At 37.9% G+C, this 18,700-nt stretch carries 16 protein-coding genes; 4 read left to right on the forward strand and 12 right to left on the reverse strand.

Annotated elements, in window-relative coordinates; translation table 11 throughout:
• Positions 1–355: 355 nt before the first annotated feature.
• The gene (locus tag ACN20O_RS06855; protein ID WP_491638466.1) at positions 356–1,621 is read right to left on the reverse strand and encodes a PulJ/GspJ family protein; all 1,266 of its coding nucleotides are present in this window, start codon (positions 1,619–1,621) and stop codon (positions 356–358) included.
• Positions 1,621–3,222, reverse strand: a complete 1,602-nt coding sequence (locus ACN20O_RS06860; protein ID WP_491638468.1) for a type IV pilus modification PilV family protein — start codon at positions 3,220–3,222, stop codon at positions 1,621–1,623. The genes ACN20O_RS06855 and ACN20O_RS06860 overlap by 1 nt, the downstream gene beginning before the upstream one ends.
• A 123-nt stretch (positions 3,223–3,345) precedes the next feature.
• On the opposite strand from ACN20O_RS06860, the gene ACN20O_RS06865 reads away from it, so the two are divergent.
• Positions 3,346–4,596 (forward strand): hypothetical protein, encoded by a 1,251-nt coding sequence (locus ACN20O_RS06865; RefSeq protein WP_491638470.1) that lies wholly within the window; start codon positions 3,346–3,348, stop codon positions 4,594–4,596.
• On the opposite strand, the gene ACN20O_RS06870 is transcribed toward ACN20O_RS06865, so the two are convergent.
• Both ACN20O_RS06870 and ACN20O_RS06875 read right to left on the reverse strand, forming a co-directional pair.
• On the reverse strand, positions 4,593–5,816 hold the full coding sequence (locus ACN20O_RS06870; RefSeq protein ID WP_491638472.1) for a hypothetical protein: 1,224 nt from the start codon (positions 5,814–5,816) through the stop codon (positions 4,593–4,595). The two genes, ACN20O_RS06865 and ACN20O_RS06870, sit on opposite strands and share 4 nt — an antisense overlap.
• Positions 5,800–7,230: a hypothetical protein gene (locus tag ACN20O_RS06875; RefSeq protein WP_491638474.1), complete on the reverse strand. Its 1,431-nt coding sequence runs from the start codon at positions 7,228–7,230 to the stop codon at positions 5,800–5,802. Before ACN20O_RS06875 ends, ACN20O_RS06870 begins: the two co-directional genes overlap by 17 nt.
• 58 nt (positions 7,231–7,288) lie before the next feature.
• Here ACN20O_RS06875 and ACN20O_RS06880 point away from each other — a divergent pair, with 58 nt between their 5' ends.
• Positions 7,289–8,374: an SGNH/GDSL hydrolase family protein gene (locus tag ACN20O_RS06880; protein WP_491638476.1), complete on the forward strand. Its 1,086-nt coding sequence runs from the start codon at positions 7,289–7,291 to the stop codon at positions 8,372–8,374.
• Here the strand turns inward: ACN20O_RS06880 and ACN20O_RS06885 are convergent.
• The 6 genes from ACN20O_RS06885 to ACN20O_RS06910 form a co-directional block, all read right to left on the reverse strand.
• Positions 8,371–9,267, reverse strand: a complete 897-nt coding sequence (locus ACN20O_RS06885) for an SUMF1/EgtB/PvdO family nonheme iron enzyme (RefSeq protein ID WP_491638478.1) — start codon at positions 9,265–9,267, stop codon at positions 8,371–8,373. The two genes, ACN20O_RS06880 and ACN20O_RS06885, sit on opposite strands and share 4 nt — an antisense overlap.
• Positions 9,268–9,329: 62 nt before the next feature.
• Complete coding sequence (locus tag ACN20O_RS06890) at positions 9,330–10,091, reverse strand: ABC transporter ATP-binding protein (RefSeq protein WP_491638480.1); 762 nt, start codon at positions 10,089–10,091, stop codon at positions 9,330–9,332.
• On the reverse strand, positions 10,084–10,845 hold the full coding sequence (locus ACN20O_RS06895) for an ABC transporter permease (RefSeq protein ID WP_491638482.1): 762 nt from the start codon (positions 10,843–10,845) through the stop codon (positions 10,084–10,086). Before ACN20O_RS06895 ends, ACN20O_RS06890 begins: the two co-directional genes overlap by 8 nt.
• Positions 10,842–11,153, reverse strand: coding sequence for a S24/S26 family peptidase (locus ACN20O_RS06900; protein WP_491638484.1), 312 nt, complete (start codon positions 11,151–11,153; stop codon positions 10,842–10,844). The genes ACN20O_RS06895 and ACN20O_RS06900 overlap by 4 nt, the downstream gene beginning before the upstream one ends.
• Complete coding sequence (locus ACN20O_RS06905; protein WP_491638486.1) at positions 11,140–12,168, reverse strand: hypothetical protein; 1,029 nt, start codon at positions 12,166–12,168, stop codon at positions 11,140–11,142. Before ACN20O_RS06905 ends, ACN20O_RS06900 begins: the two co-directional genes overlap by 14 nt.
• Positions 12,165–13,178 carry a hypothetical protein gene (locus tag ACN20O_RS06910; protein WP_491638488.1) on the reverse strand — a complete coding sequence of 338 codons (1,014 nt, stop codon included), beginning with the start codon at positions 13,176–13,178 and terminating at the stop codon, positions 12,165–12,167. Before ACN20O_RS06910 ends, ACN20O_RS06905 begins: the two co-directional genes overlap by 4 nt.
• Positions 13,179–13,242: 64 nt before the next feature.
• Here ACN20O_RS06910 and ACN20O_RS06915 point away from each other — a divergent pair, with 64 nt between their 5' ends.
• Positions 13,243–14,244, forward strand: a complete 1,002-nt coding sequence (locus ACN20O_RS06915) for a glycosyltransferase (protein ID WP_491638490.1) — start codon at positions 13,243–13,245, stop codon at positions 14,242–14,244.
• On the opposite strand, the gene hemW is transcribed toward ACN20O_RS06915, so the two are convergent.
• A complete protein-coding gene (gene hemW / locus ACN20O_RS06920; protein ID WP_491639269.1) occupies positions 14,190–15,305 on the reverse strand; it encodes a radical SAM family heme chaperone HemW in 1,116 nt (371 codons plus the stop codon). The genes ACN20O_RS06915 and hemW overlap by 55 nt on opposite strands.
• A 106-nt stretch (positions 15,306–15,411) precedes the next feature.
• Between hemW and ACN20O_RS06925 the strand changes: the two genes are divergently transcribed.
• Entirely contained in the window at positions 15,412–17,982 is a 2,571-nt protein-coding gene (locus tag ACN20O_RS06925; protein WP_491638492.1) for a M16 family metallopeptidase, read from the forward strand.
• Here ACN20O_RS06925 and ACN20O_RS06930 read toward each other — a convergent pair.
• Positions 17,979–18,515 (reverse strand): hypothetical protein, encoded by a 537-nt coding sequence (locus ACN20O_RS06930; RefSeq protein WP_491638494.1) that lies wholly within the window; start codon positions 18,513–18,515, stop codon positions 17,979–17,981. The genes ACN20O_RS06925 and ACN20O_RS06930 overlap by 4 nt on opposite strands.
• Between the last annotated feature and the right edge of the window lie 185 nt (positions 18,516–18,700).

Below are 18,700 nucleotides of genomic sequence, written 5' to 3' on the forward strand. Positions count from 1 at the left end.
AAGGCGAAAAAAGATAAAGACTCCATGGAATTTGATTCTCTTTTTCTGTATAGGGAAAGAGTTTATTCCAGAAAAAAGCCCCTCCTAAAAAAAAGAGAAGCGAAGGAAGTCTTAGAAAAAACTGGCCCCAGATAGTTGTAAAAAGAGGGTACCAAAAAAGATAGAATAAAGGTTGGTGAGTATCGTATTTTACGAAATGGTTCCAAAACTCCTTGAATGAGTCACTATATTGAAAGTTATTCCAAATATTTAATTCATCAACAGTTAACGAAAAATGAAATGAAAAAAGTAAATGTGATACTAATGATAAAAGAAACAATATGATAAATTGCTTTTTAGTCATTAATAATATTAATCAATAATTAGTCGCACAAGTAGAATTACCGAAACTATCAATGGCAATCATTACTTGATTAGCTCCACTGCAGACTGCACCAGGTAGAGTTAGAGCACTACAATTTGTAATGGCCCCATTAGCATCGACACTCCTAACATAAGTTCCGCCAGGACAAGCTGTCGCTGTTTTCGTAATGGCCCTACATTGAGCATTCCCACTAGCATCGATTTGATAAACATATTGATCGGCCGGACAAGTATTTGCGATTGTTTTTGGAACACAAACTTTACCAGTAGTGTTATTAAATTTTTGTAAAACTTGCCCCGCTGGACAATTCAAGTTTTGAGCGACATAGCCTCCAGTAGTTGTAGAAACTACATACGAATCAGTCATAGAAGCCAGAAGACTTGCTACCGTTACGCATACTGCTGCACCATTAACATCGATTTCTTTCAAATACGATCCAGCCGGACATGAAGAATTTAAAGTCACTGTTTTACATTCATAAGTTATCTTCCCAGGAGTTGTAGTTCCACCAGCCGTACCATTTGAATTTGATGTTTTAACTAAAAATTGATTTGGAGGGCATACATTTGTAGCTTGAACAGTATTTGCTTCATTTCGAGTTTCAATATTATGTCTTACGCATTCACCATATGGAAGAACACTCCCATTATATGTAACGACTCCATTAGCAGTCCCACTAGGGTTACAACTCAATCTTACAGCATCTTGAATCATCTTGGCTGTATCTGTAAAGCAACTCGCAACTCTCAATCCAGTTGCCGCATCTTTCCCAATAAAAACCTCGACAGTAAAAAAATCTGTCTTTTTTGTTGTCTCAACTTTTAATCCCGCTAAAATCTGATAATCAACCCTAATATTCATGATATTCGCTTTAGTCGTAGAAAGAGATGTTCTGATTTGATTAACTGTTACTGCATTTTGACCGGCATTTTGTCCGTATGATCTATTTTGCTCAATAAACGGAATGGTCGTACCATTTCCCTGTTTTCTGATTAAACTTGTATAGCTCGTTGGAGTTGCAGCTGTACCAATAATTTGATTATTGAAATTCAGCATGCAATTTTCTGGCATAGAAATAAAAGCGATTACTTGATTTTTTAAGAAAGAAATTTCATGAGTAGCAATATTGGTGTTAACAGTTTTTCTTGAAGTTGATAGAAGACCATAGGCCATAAGCCCAATTCCTCCGGCAATTCCCAAGGTAACCATTATTTCAACCAGCGTAAACCCAAATTTATTTTTAAATAAAGATTTCATTAGTAGCACCCTACCGACGTTTGATTAGAGTAAATTGTTGCATATGTGGATGCGTAACAAGCATGGCTTGTATTTGGGTACCCCGACCACAAGATACATCCCGTTGATCCTTGCCCATTATTCTGCCAGTTTCCATCTCCCCCTGGAGGAACTGCATATCTCCAAGTTCTGTTTCCATCGCAATAGCCGGTGTTACTGGCATCAAAACAGGCGTTTGTTGTCTGATGCCCAAAGCTGTAACATCTTGACCATCCTGCTGGACAAGTAGCTAAATTGAATCGGCACATGCTATTTCCTGTTCCTTTATACTCAATTGTCCCGCCAGCGTTAGTGCAATCCTGATAATTATGACTGGCCCTTGTTCCATCACAAGCTAAAGGGCGTTGAATATATTTACACGTCCTATAACCACTAGCATCTACACCATCAATAGCATATCCGGGAGGACATGAAGCGGGTAATTGAAACCAATCTGCACAAGTCACATTTCCATCTAAACCAATTCCAGTAACTCTTTGTCCTACTCCACATCCACTAGAGTTTACTGTTGCTGTATTGCAAGTCACAGATCCATCAGTGTTATATGAAGTTGCATAACCAGTACCGCATCCGGAGACTGGAATATTTACACAATTTGCAGCTCCAGTAGCAGCATTAAAAGTTCCATTAAAAGCCTGTAGAGAAGGGCAATTGATATCGGTACAAACATAAGCTCCGCTTGATGTTTTGAAGAGAATTTTATTTGGCCCACACTCTTTATAGACCAAGGCGCATTGAACAGACCCGTCTGAATTAAATCCAGTCACAAAATAATTATTTGGGCAGGCATTTTCTAAACTAGCACAGACATACGAAACCGTAGCTGTTCCTTTAGCATTTGCACTCGCCCCGGGAGGTGCAACAACTCGCTTAATGTATTGCCCAGCTGGACAAGTGATAGCAGTGTTAACATGCTGGCATTCTCCATATGGGAGATTGACAGTAGGATCATACTTTGCCCCATTACCAACACACGATAACTCAACGGCCGTCTTTACAATTAAATCGTAATTACCATAACAATTCGTAACTCTTGCAGGTGAAGCTCCATCTGTTAAAATATTTAATGGAATTTCTCTTTCAACACTTCGAGTAGTGAATTTACTTAAAACACCACTAATGATGTTTCCTTCTTTTTTTCTAAAACTAAGAGTAAGGTACATTTCATTTGGAGAAAGTGAAGATGATTCACGGAATGCACTCTTAATTCCCGTGACCTCAATTTGACCATTACCACTTCCGAAGACGTCCCCAACTTTAATAATAGTATTCGAAGTTGTTAGCGCCCCTGCTGTATTTTGCAAACTAGTGATACTTGAACGTTCTACATACTGACCACCAAAGTTCTCAGACAATGAGCAGACTGAGAGTAGGCCAACTTCAGAAAACACTCTTTTTGTTACGTTGTTAATCTCTGTTTCAGAGGCAACTGTTGTAATACCTTTTGATGACAATCTTTGTTGGCTAATTAGCCCGGTTACGAGAATTGCCAACACCCCGATAGAAACTACGGCTTCAGTTAGACCAAAACCTGAGTCTTTTTCTTTTCTTATTAAATTCATAAAGTTATTGAGCTTTTTAGACATAAAGTAGCCTTTATTTAAATAATTTATCCTTAACTTTAGTATATTATGATCTAATATTAGAATTATAGAAATCTTTTTTGATTATACATGAGATTAAAGATGCTTAAATTAGACCAGCGAGGAATGTCACTTCCTATAGTCATTGGAGTTGCAGCTCTAATTCTTGCCAATTCGTACTACTTTATGTCCCTCAATCGCTCATCTCAAAAAACTGCGATAGGTACCAAAACTGAAGTTTCAGAGCAATCAGAACAGTCTCGAATAGCAGGGGCCCTTTCAGACTTAAACGTTTGTACCAGCAGTGATAATTTTGGAGGCAAAAACTTAGCCTCTATGGTAGGAGCACAAATTCCTTTTCCAATCAAAAGAAATTCCATCAATATTCTAGAACTCAACAAGGCCTACTCCAAAGACACGCACGTTGTCAGCAGATTCCAACTTGAAGGTGATTCTTCAATTTCAAATGCGCAATTAAGGTACTCTCTTGTTGTAACTTACAATGCAAATAACAACGTTGCTGCTGGAGTCAATGGGAAAGCCAGTCTTCCCAAAAGGTCAGCGGTTGTTAAAGTTCCACTTTTCATAGAAACAGATGTCAGTGGTAACATTACTCGTTGTTATGCCCGTCCAACACAAGACACTACAGCAAATTCAACAGCAGTTGAAATTGTAGTTACTCAAGCTTGTGTGAATGGTTCTTCCACAACACCTCTCTCTTTTAAAAGGTCAACTGCAGGTTCAGCTATTGCTGAATGTGTGACCAACGTTGAGGAAATAATTTGTGGGACCGGTCAGGTAATTAATGGATTAGGTATTAATACATCCAACACTGGAACGCCCGGCGCTGAAAACCGTAGAGAAGCTTCATGTTTAGGATACAGTGCGCTTTGTACTTCTTCACCAGTGCAACTAGTAGCTACTAACATAAGTAGCAGTAACTTAACATGCTCTGATCCGGCCAACGGAATCTGTACCGGAAGTGCGATGATCAGAAACTCTGGAAGTGGTTCTGGAATTTCTTGTTCAACTAGCTGTTCTACGACCCACTTGCTTTTTAATTCTTATAACGCAAATGGATCACCAAACTGTCTTAATGCGATAACATCGTGTCCAGCAGGACAATATCCGACAGGAGTCGACTCTGTAGGTAACGTGACAGGTTGTGCTTATGTACAATATAGAGGAAAGTCATGTGGTGCTAACCAATACGCTACTGACATTGACCCAAGCGACACCGCAAACCCATTCAAATGTGCCGCCTATACAAGAACCAGAACATGTAGTGGTACTTTTAACTTTGCCACAAGCTTTAACACAACAGGCATCGGTTGTACGAACTATAACTACTAATTACTCTCGGCCGGTTTGTAAGGAACTTTATTTCTAATCATTTCTTCATAAACCTGCTTAAACTTAACTTCATCTTCTCGACTAGAATAGATTGTCAGTAACATCTGATACCAATCTTCTACTGGAAATTTCAGTTTATTCAATTGAATAAACTTATCGGCATCATCATATAATTCCTTCTTCATAAGTAATTGTGCATAAGTTAGTTTAACTTCAAGTTCATGCTCATAACTTTCAGGCAAAAAGGCTAGCTCTTCTTTCCACATTTTTACATAATCCATGCTGGTTCTCTCCCAACTAATCAAAGCTGCCGACCAAACCAGAACAATGAAAGCAATGATAGTTTGTTGAATTTTACTATTCTTAAGTAAATCCAAGTATGAATTAATAAAAATGAGAAATAGAGGAAGAATTAATGAATAAGATGTTGGAAGAAAAAAATATGGAAAGCCTCCTGACCCGAGAATCTCTTTTGCGGCTAAGAATGATCCTAAAAAAAGAGACAGCCAGATTAAACCGATGAATCTCAATTTACCCTTCTTCAAAAATAAACCAAATATCGCAATTCCAATTGTGCTTAGCCAAAACAATAACATAAATGTCGACAAGTAATTAGGAATTAATACTGCACGATTTAAGCTACTCATACTCAAAGGGGAAACTGCAGTCAGTAATACATAACTTAACGAACTGAGTTGCTCTTCAAAGAAATAATCCTTCTGGTAAAAACTAATTGCAGTAAAAATTAATATACTGAAAGAAGTAGCACACAAGAATATTTTATAAGTATTTTTTAACCTTAAACATGTTGAAACTAATATCCCCAAAAATGCTAGTTTTACGTTTAGTAGCATTGAAATTATAAGGGTCATCACTGACCAGCTCTCTCTGGACATTAACCAGAAATAGCATGATAGCAACATAAAAAACTCTGCCAGAAAAGCTTGCCACTGCGAAGGAAACAAAAAAGAATCGAGATGCAAGGGAGCTACTATGTAAATCAAGGCGAGAAAAAAAGCTCTTTGTTTATCAGAAACCCACTTCAAAGCTATTAGATATACTAGTGAACTATTAAAAAACAAAATTACAAACGGCGTAAAAAATAAATATTTCCCTGCAAGAAGTGTGTGCTCTGGTATGTTGGAAAACCACATCCCAACATAGGCAGCTATCGCGGAAATAAAAAGATAAAAAAATTGATCCTTAGAGTGCGTAATCATTTACTTCCTCGCCTTTTATTCCTCTTAAGTTAGCTTCTATCTCGAGGTCAATTTTATCAATATCTCTCTTAAAATCTTTTTTATATTTAAGAAGGATTTCATTGGATTTTGAATATTCGCCCTTATAGAAATAATGTTTTGATAGAATTAATGGGATGAGAACATTCTTTGGAGAATCAGCTGCCGAATTATTTATGATCGCTATTGAATTTGAGTTCTCTCTGACTGAAAAAAACGTTTTCCCTGAAAAGAACAGCAGCATAACACTTAAAGCAATAAATGTATTAAATCTATAATTCGACATTGATACTGCCAGGATTATACCAAGAAATGGAACTGCCAACCAATATTCAACAAAGTTTGAATACTGAAAAATAGGGATTAGAATAATCCCGCAAAAAGGAATCAAAGTGATTAAATAAAAGAAGATGCCGGCCATAAATCCTTTATTCTTATCCTGAAAAGCCTTAATTATGAAAGATACGATAATCAAAAATAAAATTGTAAATCCGGTCATTTCAAAAAAATTATTTGATATTTTTGTTGTTGGATGTACTAATAAGTTTTTCCAAGGAAAAACCACGTACCAAGAATATTTTGTTAAGTTAACGAGAGAGAGAATCAAAGAATCAAATGGTGTATGTATAGGGTCAATGATTATTGGTGGTGGTCTCATTGATGTAATCTTCTCAGCAGCTAAAGCACTCTCAAAGAAGAGGGAGGTAATTTTTTTTTGTAATCCTTCAATGACCCCCCCTAAGTGTGAAGACCATATCGTTAATCCCATGGAGTACAATGACACTAAGAAAAATGGTACTAATTTGATTTTTTTTCGATAAAAAGGAAACAATAAAACAATCGGAAGGAAAGATGACTTGGAAAACAACGAAAAAGAGTAAAAGAAAAAGGAAGGTACGATCTTCCACCCTTTACTCTCTCTTTCACTTTCAAGGAAAAAATAAAATGCAATTAAGAAGAAAAATATCGCCATCAAAGTTTTTATCTGAATAATCCATATTACATTAAATAACTGCAAAGGGTGCACCAAATAAATCAATGATAATAGTAATGGGTAATTGCCTTTAATCTTTTTGATTAACTTATAGATGAAAAAACTATTAGTAACATGTAAGATCAAACTCGTTAGATGATATAAAAGATATTCACTCTTCCAATATTTCAACATTATAGAGCAGGCACTATAAAAAAGTGGCCAAGATCTCTTATATGGCCCCCATTTCCAATACTCTAAAAATCCAACATGATTTATGGTCCAAGATTTAAAAATATAGTACCAATCATCCCATAAAGGTTCTGCTTTGAGAGATGGGAAATAAATAACAAAGGCAACAATAGTAAAAAGTAGAACAATACCAAAGCAGCTACTTTTTACTTCTTTGAGAGAATGGTTCATCCTTGCTCCATCTTCAACTTGAATTAAATCGATAAATTTCTTAACATTATTATAACTAATGAAAATATTAAAACCTATCTTTTTTATAGTATTTCAATTCATCCTTTGTGCATTTATGCTCGAAGTGACTTCCTATTTTTTTCTTATAAAATCATCTAATCCACTTTATCGCTCGCGCAGACTTCTCCAATATGATGCCGATTTAGGCTGGATGCAGAAAGAAAAATTAAATACAAAATTTGAAAATCAAATCCTCAAAACTGACAATAGAGGTTTTAGATCAACTGATGGTTTAGCAAACAATAGTACTGAAGTGAAAATGCTTACGCTTGGGCCTTCTTCTGCATTCGGTTGGGGTGTAAAAAATGAACAAACATATACGTCCCTTAGTGCTAAAGCCATCAACACAAGATCTATAAATGCCTCCGGCATAGGACATTCAATAATGCAAGGTCAGCTTATGTGGAATAAAATTAAAAATGATGTCCATCCAGATTTTGTCTTGATCTCATATGGCGTAAATGACCTTGATAAGTTTCGTTTTTTTGATGCGGACTCAATTAACGATAAAACTTTTTTTCAAGCTGAGCCTCGAGCATTAAGATTAGATAAACTCAAGCTGCCATCTGATTTCTTAGTCGTTCTATCATTAGTCATTCGACAACTTACTCATACATTGCAATGCGATCAGCTTATAAATTTTCCCCAGCGAGTAGAATGGCAAGATTATAAAGAAGTTTTAACCAATATGATAAACGAAATGAGATCGAGGAGAATCAGGCCGGTGCTAATCAATACACCATTTTATCTTGCTTCCCCTGATCCAAAATTTAATGAACAGCTTATAATCAAAGCATACGCAGAAGTAAGTGCACTGGCATCTAAGCAACAATGCAGTGAAGCCCATGAGAAATTAAAATATGCAAAATCACTTGAGCCATTTAGCATTTCTCATAAAATTATTCTCTTAAATAAGAAACTAAAAGACTTCGCCAATTTTGAGAATATCACTCTTGTGGATACTTATTCAATTCTGTCTGGAGCAAACGCAAAAGAAAACTTCTACGACCCAGTCCACCCTTCGGCTAAAGGCCATAAATTAATCGCCGATGAAATTGTAAAACTAATTCAGCAGAAAAATTAATTTCTCAATCTAGTAATCAAATCACGCACAGAAGTAATCCCTTCCAGCGGCTTATACATACATCTAAACCCAAGATGCTTATCTCTATCCCAAATATTCAGGTTAATCGCCGTCGCAAAAACCCCAGCAACATCCGGACTTCCCTGCTCCCAGTGACCACCTCTACAAATTCCATTCTTGTGAGCAACTTTAGCATTCTTAAAAGCACCAAATCCACAAAACATGTTCGAAAGTTCCGGGTTATCACAATTAGTAGTCGGTCCAAAACGAGAAAAAGGTGGATTGTTGAATTTAACCAAACTGAAAGCAACATGGTTATCCGTGTTTAAAAGTGGCGAAGTATCTTTAATCCACTCAGCAACGTTACCCGAGAAATCCCAGATAACAACATTATTTGGAAGAACGTGAGTTCTTCTAAAAAAGCTCCACACAGATTGAGAGCATTTTTCAGTTAAACCAAAACAAGCATCCTGATCATTAGTGCTAGCGGCCAGTGGTGCATTAGGTGATTTGTTCGCATGCCCAACATTTAGCCTACCGACATACTCGGCCCCGGAACTCCAGTTCTCTGGAACTGAAGCAATATCTCTTGCGACAAGAGTCCAAATTTCATTTGAGATCAAATCGTATCTCTCACCATTTTTTTGGCAAGCAGCGATAGCTTCCTTAAGTTTGACCATTGTCCAAGGAAGGCCTTGGGGTTGAGAAACTGCCTGTCCATTGGCCCCTTTTCTCATTTCGTATTTAGCAACACAGACTCTTGAAAGTGCACCGTCGAATTCAACGTATCCGGCCGGACAAACCTGTGGGTTGAAATAGAAGAAATATGCGCTTGCGATGACGACGATCAAGACGATGATAATAGAAGTAATAGTAATTGTTTTTTTACTCATAATACCCTGCGTGGCAATATTGTTGAAAATCATTAATAGTATACATTAAATTGAATTAATTGCTATTGAGCGGGGAGCATATTTTTATAAAAGTCGATACCATCCTGAGCCTTTCCATCAAAGGCGATGGATCTGTCAGATAAAACAATCACCCGATTGCAAAGAAGGGACACTTCATCCAGGTTGTGAGAGACAATAACCGAGGCTCCACTTCCTTCAATCATTTTATTAATTCTGGAATTTAATTTCTCTGCAAAAAACTGATCGGTCCCACCTAGGACCTCATCGAGAATAATTAAGTCTGATGTTTTGGCCGTTAAAAGAGACAAGAAAAGGCGCGCCTTCATTCCCTTGCTGTAATTTTTTAAAGGAACGTTGGCAAAATCTTTAAGATCGCTAAAAAGAATGGCTTCTTCTACCAAAGCTTTTTTCTCAGGACGTGAAATGTTGGTATACATCAACTCACATAAAAGAATAGCGTTCTCTAGGCCTGTCAGCTCAGGATAAATATTAAGTCCGGTTTCAAAGATAGCGCGTGCTTCGCCATTTAACACAATTTTATCTGAAGCAATAATTTTTGAAAGATAACGGCAAAGAGAAGTTTTTCCAACGCCATTGGCCCCTAAAATGCCTACTCGTTCCCCTTTTTTTACATCAAATGAAATTTTGCTCAAGACTAATAAGCGGTCAGGTGCATTGAGAAAATAATTAATAGGACTCTTAAGCATACTGACAAAGAGGTCTCTCACATTGTGGGCGCGGTAGTACTTTGCCTCATAAGAGAGGGAAAAATCTTTTACGCTTAAGATGACTTCACTAGACATTGATGTAAAAATCCTTCATTTTTCTGTTAAAAAGAAAGGCCAGCATTAGTCCAAGACCGGTGACAATCGTCACGCTGATTCCCATATAATTTAACCAGGCTTCTGTATTTAATTCATAAAGAGAATTTTGAAAGAGAGCGATTAGAGGATAAAAAAGATTGATCTTTAAAATCCAAGGGAAACTTGCCTCCAGATAGTCGCGCGAATAAAAAATGGGCGTTACGAAAAAAGCGAGCCCCAGGAGAAAAGTCGAAACAAATTGAATGTCTCTATAAAAAACATGAAGAAAACTAATAATCATCGTTAAGACGAAACCAAACACTAAAAGGACTAAAGTACTCAATAGGAAAAGTACTAATTGCGGTAAAGAAAAACTCATCATTCCAAGCCCCATTAAGGCAACGATTAGAATCAAAGTGGCCACCAGATAATTAAAAAAATTATCCAGGACATTGGCCCCTATAATGTAATTGGGATGAACTTTAAAAGTTAACAGAACTTCTCGCGAATGAACTAATGAACTTGCAAAAGACGTCACACTTTGACTGATAAAAACCCAAGGAAGGAGCCCTGAGAGTAAAAATAAAGGATAGTTTTGAATATTAAGTTTTAAGATTTTATCAAAGACAGTCGCCTGAATGATAAAACTAATAATGGGGTAAGCAATAACCCATACGAATCCGGCCAAAGTTTTGCGGTACTTTGAACGCATTTGAAAGTAAGTAAGAAAGAGCAGTTTTTCTAGCTGTTTCATTTAATCCAAAAAAGGAGTTTAAGTTTCGTCCAAAGAGGAAGTTTGACATTGGTCACTCTCCCGACGACCTGATCAAAAGCAAACGGGTCATCAAACTTATAACCATCCAGGTTTCTAGTAATGATCATTCCTTGATCCAGGTGCTTATTGATATGCCATATATAGTGACAAGTGTACTTGCCCGAGTCATTAAAGACAATGATGTCGAATTTTTTTAGGTCGGGGAATCTCACCTCTTCTAAAAAAATCTCCATTCCAATGGGGATGACCGGCATCATAGAGCCGGAAACAACTCTATATTTTTTCATAATTGGCTTCAATGTATTTCATAATCACTTCTGCAGCTTCTTCCGGGTTTCTTCCTAAAAAAAGCTTCATGCGCTTAGCTCGAAACAACAGTGCTCCAAAGCCAATGCAACGAAAGCAAAAGATCTTTGTTTTTGTTAAAAAATCTCTCCAGCCATTTTCCCAAAAATATTCAATGACCATCGGCAAACCAAAACCAATAACTCCATGTTTTAGAAGCCCTTTTCCAGTCGAGAGAAAACTGGAAACTTTAAGAATTGACGTCCTTGAATTGTAACGGAAAGCTTCAATTAAAAGCACCTTCTCATAGGACTTCTCAAGCTCTACAACTTTTCCAGGAAGGCCTTTAAGCGAAAGAAGTTTTTTCTTTCCGTATTGGCCCCTATCCATGAAATAGTAATTTTCGTCCGGATTGAGTACTTTTAGCTCTACTGCTTTATCACTCAATCCAATCTTAATTGGAAAAGGTCTGATATGACCTTGCCAATCAACAAGTGGAATATCGTCAGAGATAATTTTAAAACGAGAGTCTTTTAAAAACTCTAACAGAAGCGTGCTCTTTCCACCTTTCATTGGCATCATGCAAACTAAGGCCAGGTCTTTGTAAGCAACACTAAAAGCATGAAGCTTATGAAGCCCTCCCAAATCCATGCGCTTTCCAATGCGCGAGAGAATCAGAAGATAACTCACCTCATGGATCTTTGAGAGATTTTTAGAATACATTTTTGCACTATTGGTTTTCTTATTCAGAACGACCATTAAATCACCGTAATAGTCGCAATAACGAACATCGTGAATGTCATAACAAATCGAATTAATCGTCTGCATGGTGCAAACAATATTAGGAATCTGTTCAAGAGGAGGATCATTTAGAAAAATCTGGAGCGAAAAATCCGGAATGACTTCTTCTGCTTTTACAAAAACAGAAAAGTCCTTTTTTAACAAAGCGAGAAGATCAGATGCCTCTGACTCCACTTTCACTTTATGACCGTAAAATTCAAAATAGGCAGGCTTCATGGTTTAAGCACTCCCATTAAATCCTGGGCCGTCATTTTCTGCCCTTCAAAATTAAAATGATGATCAACTAAATGATAACGTGGGCTTTCAGGATGATTTGAATGAATAAAGGCCGTGTCGATTTTATATAATTTTAAAAGGCGATCGAGCTCTTTTGCGTAATCATGTTTTGCTTCATGGTAGTTACTGATCACCACGGTAAATTTCCCTTTGGGAAACTTGGTGAGGTATTCATTGTTCATCTTCACCAGAATTTTAGCTACCAGGTCCATGTCTGACGGTTTTAATTTTGGAAGATCACCAATCCAATTAAACACATCAATAAAAGTCAAAAATTTTAGAAGATGCGTAAGTAGCCGGTCATTAAAGCTCCCTTTTCTCACCAACTTTCCTTTATCCAATGCATACCAAGGACTGTCCCCCCTATCCCAAGTCAGGTAACTTTTAGTTCCAATAACTCTCATCGACATCCAGTTTGGATAAAAAATATAAACAAACTGCCCTTCACTTTCTTTAATCTCTTTATCCCACGGAAAATTTTCCATCAGGGATAATGTGTTGTGAGGCGCCCCTCCTCCATGGCCAAAATTGTAGACATGATAATCTAACCAGGATTTAGTAAAAAGAGCGGCCAGTGTCTCTTCATTGGGAAGCCCTAATCCGAAAGTATTAGAGTCTCCTGCTAGAATGAGATGCTTTTTCTTAGGAGCTGCTACATCATAAACTCTTTGCCCTAAAGCATTAATGTCGTAGAAGACATCGTAACCCTCTTGAGTGCCTTGAATTTTTTTAGAATGCTGAACTCTTGAATAGATAGGATAAACCCAACCGATCTGAGCCTTTAAAGCTTCATAAGTGTCTTGATTGTAACCTTGGCCGTACCAAACTTTATTATTCTCCACTAATATTTTGCCGTCAGCAGTCTTTGCAGTCTCAATGACTTCTGAGTCAGGCACTTTGGCCCAGACACCAAGAGAAATACAAAAAATTAAGAGTGAGAAAAGTTTCATAAGATTATTGTAACGTCACTACTTTCCTCATGACAATGACATCATCTTTCTTTAATCTATGCCCATGAAATATAGTATCATCATCGTGACCTACAACAGGCAAAAGGAGCTTGTTCAGTGTCTGGAATCCATTCGAAAAAGCCCAACTTCACATTCGTTTGAAGTTGTTGTTGTTTTTAATGGCGATCGCACAAACATTGAAAGATTTTCACGAATCTACAAAGACTACTCTTTTCATTTCATTCACAAAACGACACCTGCCGCTGCCCGCAACTTTGGCGTGACAAAGGTACGCGGTGAGTACTTATTTTTCCTCGATGATGACTGTACTTTACCTCCTGATTACTTCTCGCACCTAAATTTCGACAGTGGGTGGGATGTTCTTGGTGGTCCAGATCAAACGCCAAGAAATGCCAGTGTTTTTCAAAAACTCACTGGAGAAGTGCTCTCTTCTCCACTTTGCATGGGGCCAACTTATAAAAGGCATACTAAAACAGACAAGTATTCGTCGGATTCAAGCGAGCGCGAGCTGATTCTTTGCAACCTGTGGATGAAGGCCTCACTTTTTCATGCAGAGGGCTTTAAATTTAATGCTGATCTTTTTAGAAATGAAGAGAACTTTCTACTTAAAGAATTAAAGGAAAAGGGCAAAATCCTGCACTACTCTCCAGAAATTTATGTCTATCACCTGCGCAAAGAAAACCTGGAAAAGCTTGGAGCTGCCGTTATTAAAAGTGGCGAATGCCGCGTGCTTAATTTCGTGACTCTCCCTAACCGCAAAGAGCTGATCTACTTTTTACCACTAGTGAGTTTTTTATCTTTTCTCTGGCTGGTATTTCACCCGCAGAGTTTTTTGATTTTTGTCTTTGCAGTGTACGCCCTTATCGTCGCTCTTTACAGGGCCATCGTCTGGAAGTCATTTAGCTTCAAGTATATCTTCATGCACTATTTTATTCTTGGTGCCTATGCAATTGGACTTTCAAAAGGCCTATGGAAATTCGGCCCGATTTTCTACAATAACTTTAAAGAAAACAGGTCATTCATCAACGAATCAAGTAGCAAGTAACCTCTGCTCGTTAACCTCACCTTGCCATCAGTTTCAAGAGCAGCCCATCCGTGTTTATTCCACTTATCTGCTAATCCTAAAAACGCCTGTTCATCCTTAAACCACGAGGGAGAAACTCCTTCAAAAGATCTCATGGCCATATAAACTTTTTCCAGGCCGAAAGCTTCTTCATCTAATTCTTCAAGTTCGACTTTCGTTTCTTTTGTTTTCCATTTATAGCGAAGCCTTGCCTCTTTTAAAAATCCCGTTGCTGAAGGCCCGATAGCTGCGACTGACTCTGACTTCCAGTAATTCAAGTTGTGCTTTGATTCAAAACCAGGTTTTGCAAAATTAGAAACTTCGTAATGAACAAACCCTTGCGACTTTAAAAACTCTGCCACCTTAATGAATTCATCTTCAATCCACTCTTCACTGGGCAGGGCCTTGTAGTGAGTGTAGTTATCTTTAACCGTTAAAATATAAACGCTAAAGTGTGATGGATTATATTCCAGGGCCATTTTAAGTTCGCCAATTACATCTCGCTTCATTTCTGCGGAGTATGGAAGCCCCAGCATAAAATCCATTGAGAAATTGGCCTTTTTATCTTTGAAAAATTGTAATGTTTCGTAAACATCTTCAATACTATGGACGCGGTCGAGGTATTTAATCGCTTCTTTTTGGAGAGACTGAATTCCTAATGAGTATCGGTTTACTCCGGCCTGCTCCCAAAGGGCCAAGCTTTCTTTGTCCCAGCTTCCAGGGTTTACTTCCAGAGTGAACTCACAATCTGGCGCTAATGTGATGTGATGTTTTTTTAGTAAGCTTTGCAAAAAAGCACTACCTTCACTTCCCCACAAAGAAGGTGTTCCGCCTCCAATGTAAAGAGTCTTAAGCGGTGCCCAGGAACACCCGTTCGTTTTCATCAGCTTTTCATGCTCTATTGCTGCGCTTTCCATATATTCATGAAAGCCAGCAAGATCATTTGTTCTATCGGTCGGAACTTTTTTATAAAAGTCGCAATAGTTACATAAATGTCTGCAGAATGGAAAATGGAGATAGAGGGATGAAACGGGATTAGACATCAAACATTACTTCCATTTTATAGAGAAATTCTATTAGGAGATACTTTCCTTTAGGGACTATAATAAGATGTTTAGTTCTAGATTAAAAGTTTAAAGGAATTTTATTATGCAATACGAGATGTCCACTTTAAAAAATAAGCTTAAGACCCTATTTGTTCATCAGCCAGGCTCAACTGCCGGGACTGTACAAATCTGGTTTAGAGCAGGAAGTGCCTTAGAGCAAACTGACAATGAAGGGATTGCTCACTTCCTCGAGCATATGTTTTTTAAAGGAACAGCAACAAGACCAGGTGCCATGATTGCTCACGATGTTGAGTCTTTCGGTGGTGAGATCAACGCTTTCACATCGTTTGATTACACTTGTTACTACATCAACACTCCCAACACAAAAATGGGGAACTCAATTGATATCCTTCTGGATATGGTGTCTCACCCGATGTTCAAAGAAGAAGACCTAATTCCTGAGCGCAATGTCGTTTTCGAAGAATTTAGAAGATCAATTGATAGCCCAAGCCAATTTGCTTTCGCTAGACTGCAAAACTCTGCTTTTGAAGGAGCTTATGCTCATCAAATTCTGGGACGTGAAGAAACTATTAAAAACTTCTCAATCGCTCAGCTCAATTATTTCAGACAAAATTTTTACAACCTCTCAAACGCTCTTTTAATCGTTGCCGGTGACATGAGCGAAAAAGAAGAGCTCATCAAAACAATTGAAAAATATCAACTGCCTGAAGGGCCTCAAAGTGACTTCCCGGAATTCGACCTGAAACCTCAGGCGACAACTGATATGCACCAGAAAGAAGTTGGTATGACAACTTTAACGATGGTGATTAAGTCTCCAACTTACTCAGAAAAGGAAGCGGCTGCAGAAGACCTTGCTATTAACTGTTTAGGTTTCGGTGAAACATCAAGACTACACAACGCTCTTGTTTTAGATAAGACACTGGCAAACGTAGCTTCTTCATCGACGATGTTTATGGCCAAAGGTGGAGCGCACTTCATCAGATTGGTTTTCCCTCATAAAAATATGAATGAACTTTTAAAGAAGTTTTTGGGAACTGTAAAAGACACTTTAAAAGAAGGTCTTGGAAATGATGAAGTGGCAAAAATCAAAAACCAGTACCTTTCATCTAAAATTTACGAAAGAGAATCAATTGAATCTTACGCTTTCTCTCTAGGTCACAGCTACGCTCAAAACGGCGATATCAAGTGCGAAGAAGAGTTTATCGATAAGATCAAAGGAACATCCCCAAATGCAGTTAATCAGTCTCTGAAGAAAATTTTCATGAGAGATGTTCATATCAGTATCCAGCTTCCAAAAGAGGCCAATGCTCAAAAGACTAAAAAAGACCTGGCCGATTTCCAAAAGAAACTAAAAGAACTTAAAGTAAGCCTGGGTGGAACTGCTAAGGCCAAATATAAAATCGACAGATCAAAATACGATCAGCAGGTTGAACTGGTTAAAATTAAACCAGGTGTCTCTCTTATCTATCGTCAAAACAAGATGACTCCGACTTTCGTTCTTCAAGCTTACCTTCGCGGCGGGCTTACAGAAGAAACGGTTAAAACAAACGGAAGCTATCACCTTATCAGTGCGATGCTGACAAAAGGTCACAACAAAATCAGCTTTGATAAAATTAAAAAATCACTGGAAGAAAAATCTTCAAGCATCTCTGGGTTCTCAGGGAAAAATGCTTACGGACTTCTAATGCATGGATTGAGCGACAATCTACAGGAACTTTTCCCGCATTTTAGAGGTGCACTCGTTTCCCCAGACATGCCGACAAAATACTTAAACCATGAAAAGCAACTTGCTCAAAGAGCACTGGTTAACCAGAAAGAAGACCCGGTTAAACAGTGTTTTAAAGAAGTTCAAAGACTGTTCTTTGGAACTCACCCTTATGCTTTAAGTCCGATTGGTACAGACAAGACGCTTAAGTCGATTACACAAAAATCTTTACTTGATACCCATAAGAAAAACCTGAAAACAAAAGAGCTGGTGTTAACTTACTGTGGAGACGCTGAACTTCCGGAAGTCTTAGCAATGCTTGAGCCGCTTTTTGCAGAACTCCCATCGAGAAAGACACAAAAACTTAATTTCAAAAAATATAAATCAACACTCAACGTTGAGAGCTTTATCCCATTTAACCGCGAGCAGACTCAAATCTTCCACGGTATCCCATGTGGAAAGATGGGTTCACCTGAAAACCTATACCTGAAAATGTTAACGACTCACCTTTCAGGTCAGTCTTCTGAGCTTTTCGTTGAAGTAAGAGACCGTCAGGGTCTTTGTTACTCTGCTCAACCAGTTCATTTCTCGGCGATTGAAGGTGGATACTTCGGGATTTATATGGCCTCTGGATTTGATAAGGTCATTCCTGCGATCGCAGCGATTAAGGATATTATCAATAGAATCAAAGAAAATGGTCTACCTGAAGAAGACTTCACTCGTATTAAAAACATGATCAAAGGTCAGAATTTAATTAATGTTCAAACAAACGAAGACTTTGCGAGTGTTTACTCAGTTCCGGTTCTTCAAGGGCAAGGGCTTGATTATTACCACAAAAGCAACAAGGAGATCGAAGATCTTCAGTACGAAGCTTTCCAGACCAATATCAAGAAGATCCTTTCTCAGAAATGGAACACAATCGTAGTTGGACGATCGGTAAAGTCTTAAGAGACTTGCCGATCCTTCAAGATCAACCAAGGTAATGCCGGGTCGGTCTCTTTAGAGTATTTCTTAGAGACCAGGCTCATCAGCATTGTGACATCTGAAAAATTCGATGCCATTTTTTTATAAAAAGACGGGACATCATAAGCATTCGGGCAAAATGAATTTAGCTTGGTGTAAGCAATCTTTCCTACATCTTCATAATATTTTACATCGATGATTTTCTTATTAAGTGAATCGTAAAAATACCCACAAAGAAGAAGCGACATCTCAGCAATCTCTTTGAGTGCATTTTTTTGCAGCTCCCTAGGAAATTGACTGGACTCCATTAATTTAATCCCAAGGATTTTTTCGCGAGCGCGTCCGTTAACCTGGTCAAAGAATTTTTCCGAGTTACCAAAGCGATCCATCACAAGACTTGAATAAAAGATTGTTTCAGTAGACAGAGGTGCAAGTGAACGAGTGTTGAATTCTTGCAAGTGATCATAAAAAAAGACCTGCAAATTGCCATCGAGAATCAGTTTCGCGCTATCAGACATCGACTCTTTCCTCCTGATCGCCACCAAGATCGTAGTGGCCATATTAAATTTTACAATATTTTGAAGGGTGATTTGAATCTGGAAATTATTGCCAAGCCGCGCTTGATTAAGTCGTTCTCGCTCTTTACTCTTATTGCATGCTCTATCAGATATATCTTTTGATTTTCAAATCCTATAGCTTCTTT

The sequence above is a fragment of the Bacteriovorax sp. As-1 genome, assembly GCF_058446905.1.

Coding starts and splice junctions, on each gene's coding strand:
- ACN20O_RS06925 (WP_491638492.1), top strand. CDS start 15,412: ATGCAATACGAGATGTCCACTTTAAAAAATAAGCTTAAGACCCTATTT.
- ACN20O_RS06900 (WP_491638484.1), bottom strand. CDS start 11,153: ATGAAAAAATATAGAGTTGTTTCCGGCTCTATGATGCCGGTCATCCCC.
- ACN20O_RS06855 (WP_491638466.1), bottom strand. CDS start 1,621: ATGAAATCTTTATTTAAAAATAAATTTGGGTTTACGCTGGTTGAAATA.
- ACN20O_RS06890 (WP_491638480.1), bottom strand. CDS start 10,091: ATGTCTAGTGAAGTCATCTTAAGCGTAAAAGATTTTTCCCTCTCTTAT.
- ACN20O_RS06885 (WP_491638478.1), bottom strand. CDS start 9,267: ATGAGTAAAAAAACAATTACTATTACTTCTATTATCATCGTCTTGATC.
- hemW (WP_491639269.1), bottom strand. CDS start 15,305: ATGTCTAATCCCGTTTCATCCCTCTATCTCCATTTTCCATTCTGCAGA.
- ACN20O_RS06910 (WP_491638488.1), bottom strand. CDS start 13,178: ATGAAACTTTTCTCACTCTTAATTTTTTGTATTTCTCTTGGTGTCTGG.
- ACN20O_RS06905 (WP_491638486.1), bottom strand. CDS start 12,168: ATGAAGCCTGCCTATTTTGAATTTTACGGTCATAAAGTGAAAGTGGAG.
- ACN20O_RS06930 (WP_491638494.1), bottom strand. CDS start 18,515: ATGTCTGATAGCGCGAAACTGATTCTCGATGGCAATTTGCAGGTCTTT.
- ACN20O_RS06865 (WP_491638470.1), top strand. CDS start 3,346: ATGCTTAAATTAGACCAGCGAGGAATGTCACTTCCTATAGTCATTGGA.
- ACN20O_RS06875 (WP_491638474.1), bottom strand. CDS start 7,230: ATGAACCATTCTCTCAAAGAAGTAAAAAGTAGCTGCTTTGGTATTGTT.
- ACN20O_RS06880 (WP_491638476.1), top strand. CDS start 7,289: ATGAAAATATTAAAACCTATCTTTTTTATAGTATTTCAATTCATCCTT.
- ACN20O_RS06895 (WP_491638482.1), bottom strand. CDS start 10,845: ATGAAACAGCTAGAAAAACTGCTCTTTCTTACTTACTTTCAAATGCGT.
- ACN20O_RS06915 (WP_491638490.1), top strand. CDS start 13,243: ATGAAATATAGTATCATCATCGTGACCTACAACAGGCAAAAGGAGCTT.
- ACN20O_RS06860 (WP_491638468.1), bottom strand. CDS start 3,222: ATGAATTTAATAAGAAAAGAAAAAGACTCAGGTTTTGGTCTAACTGAA.
- ACN20O_RS06870 (WP_491638472.1), bottom strand. CDS start 5,816: ATGATTACGCACTCTAAGGATCAATTTTTTTATCTTTTTATTTCCGCG.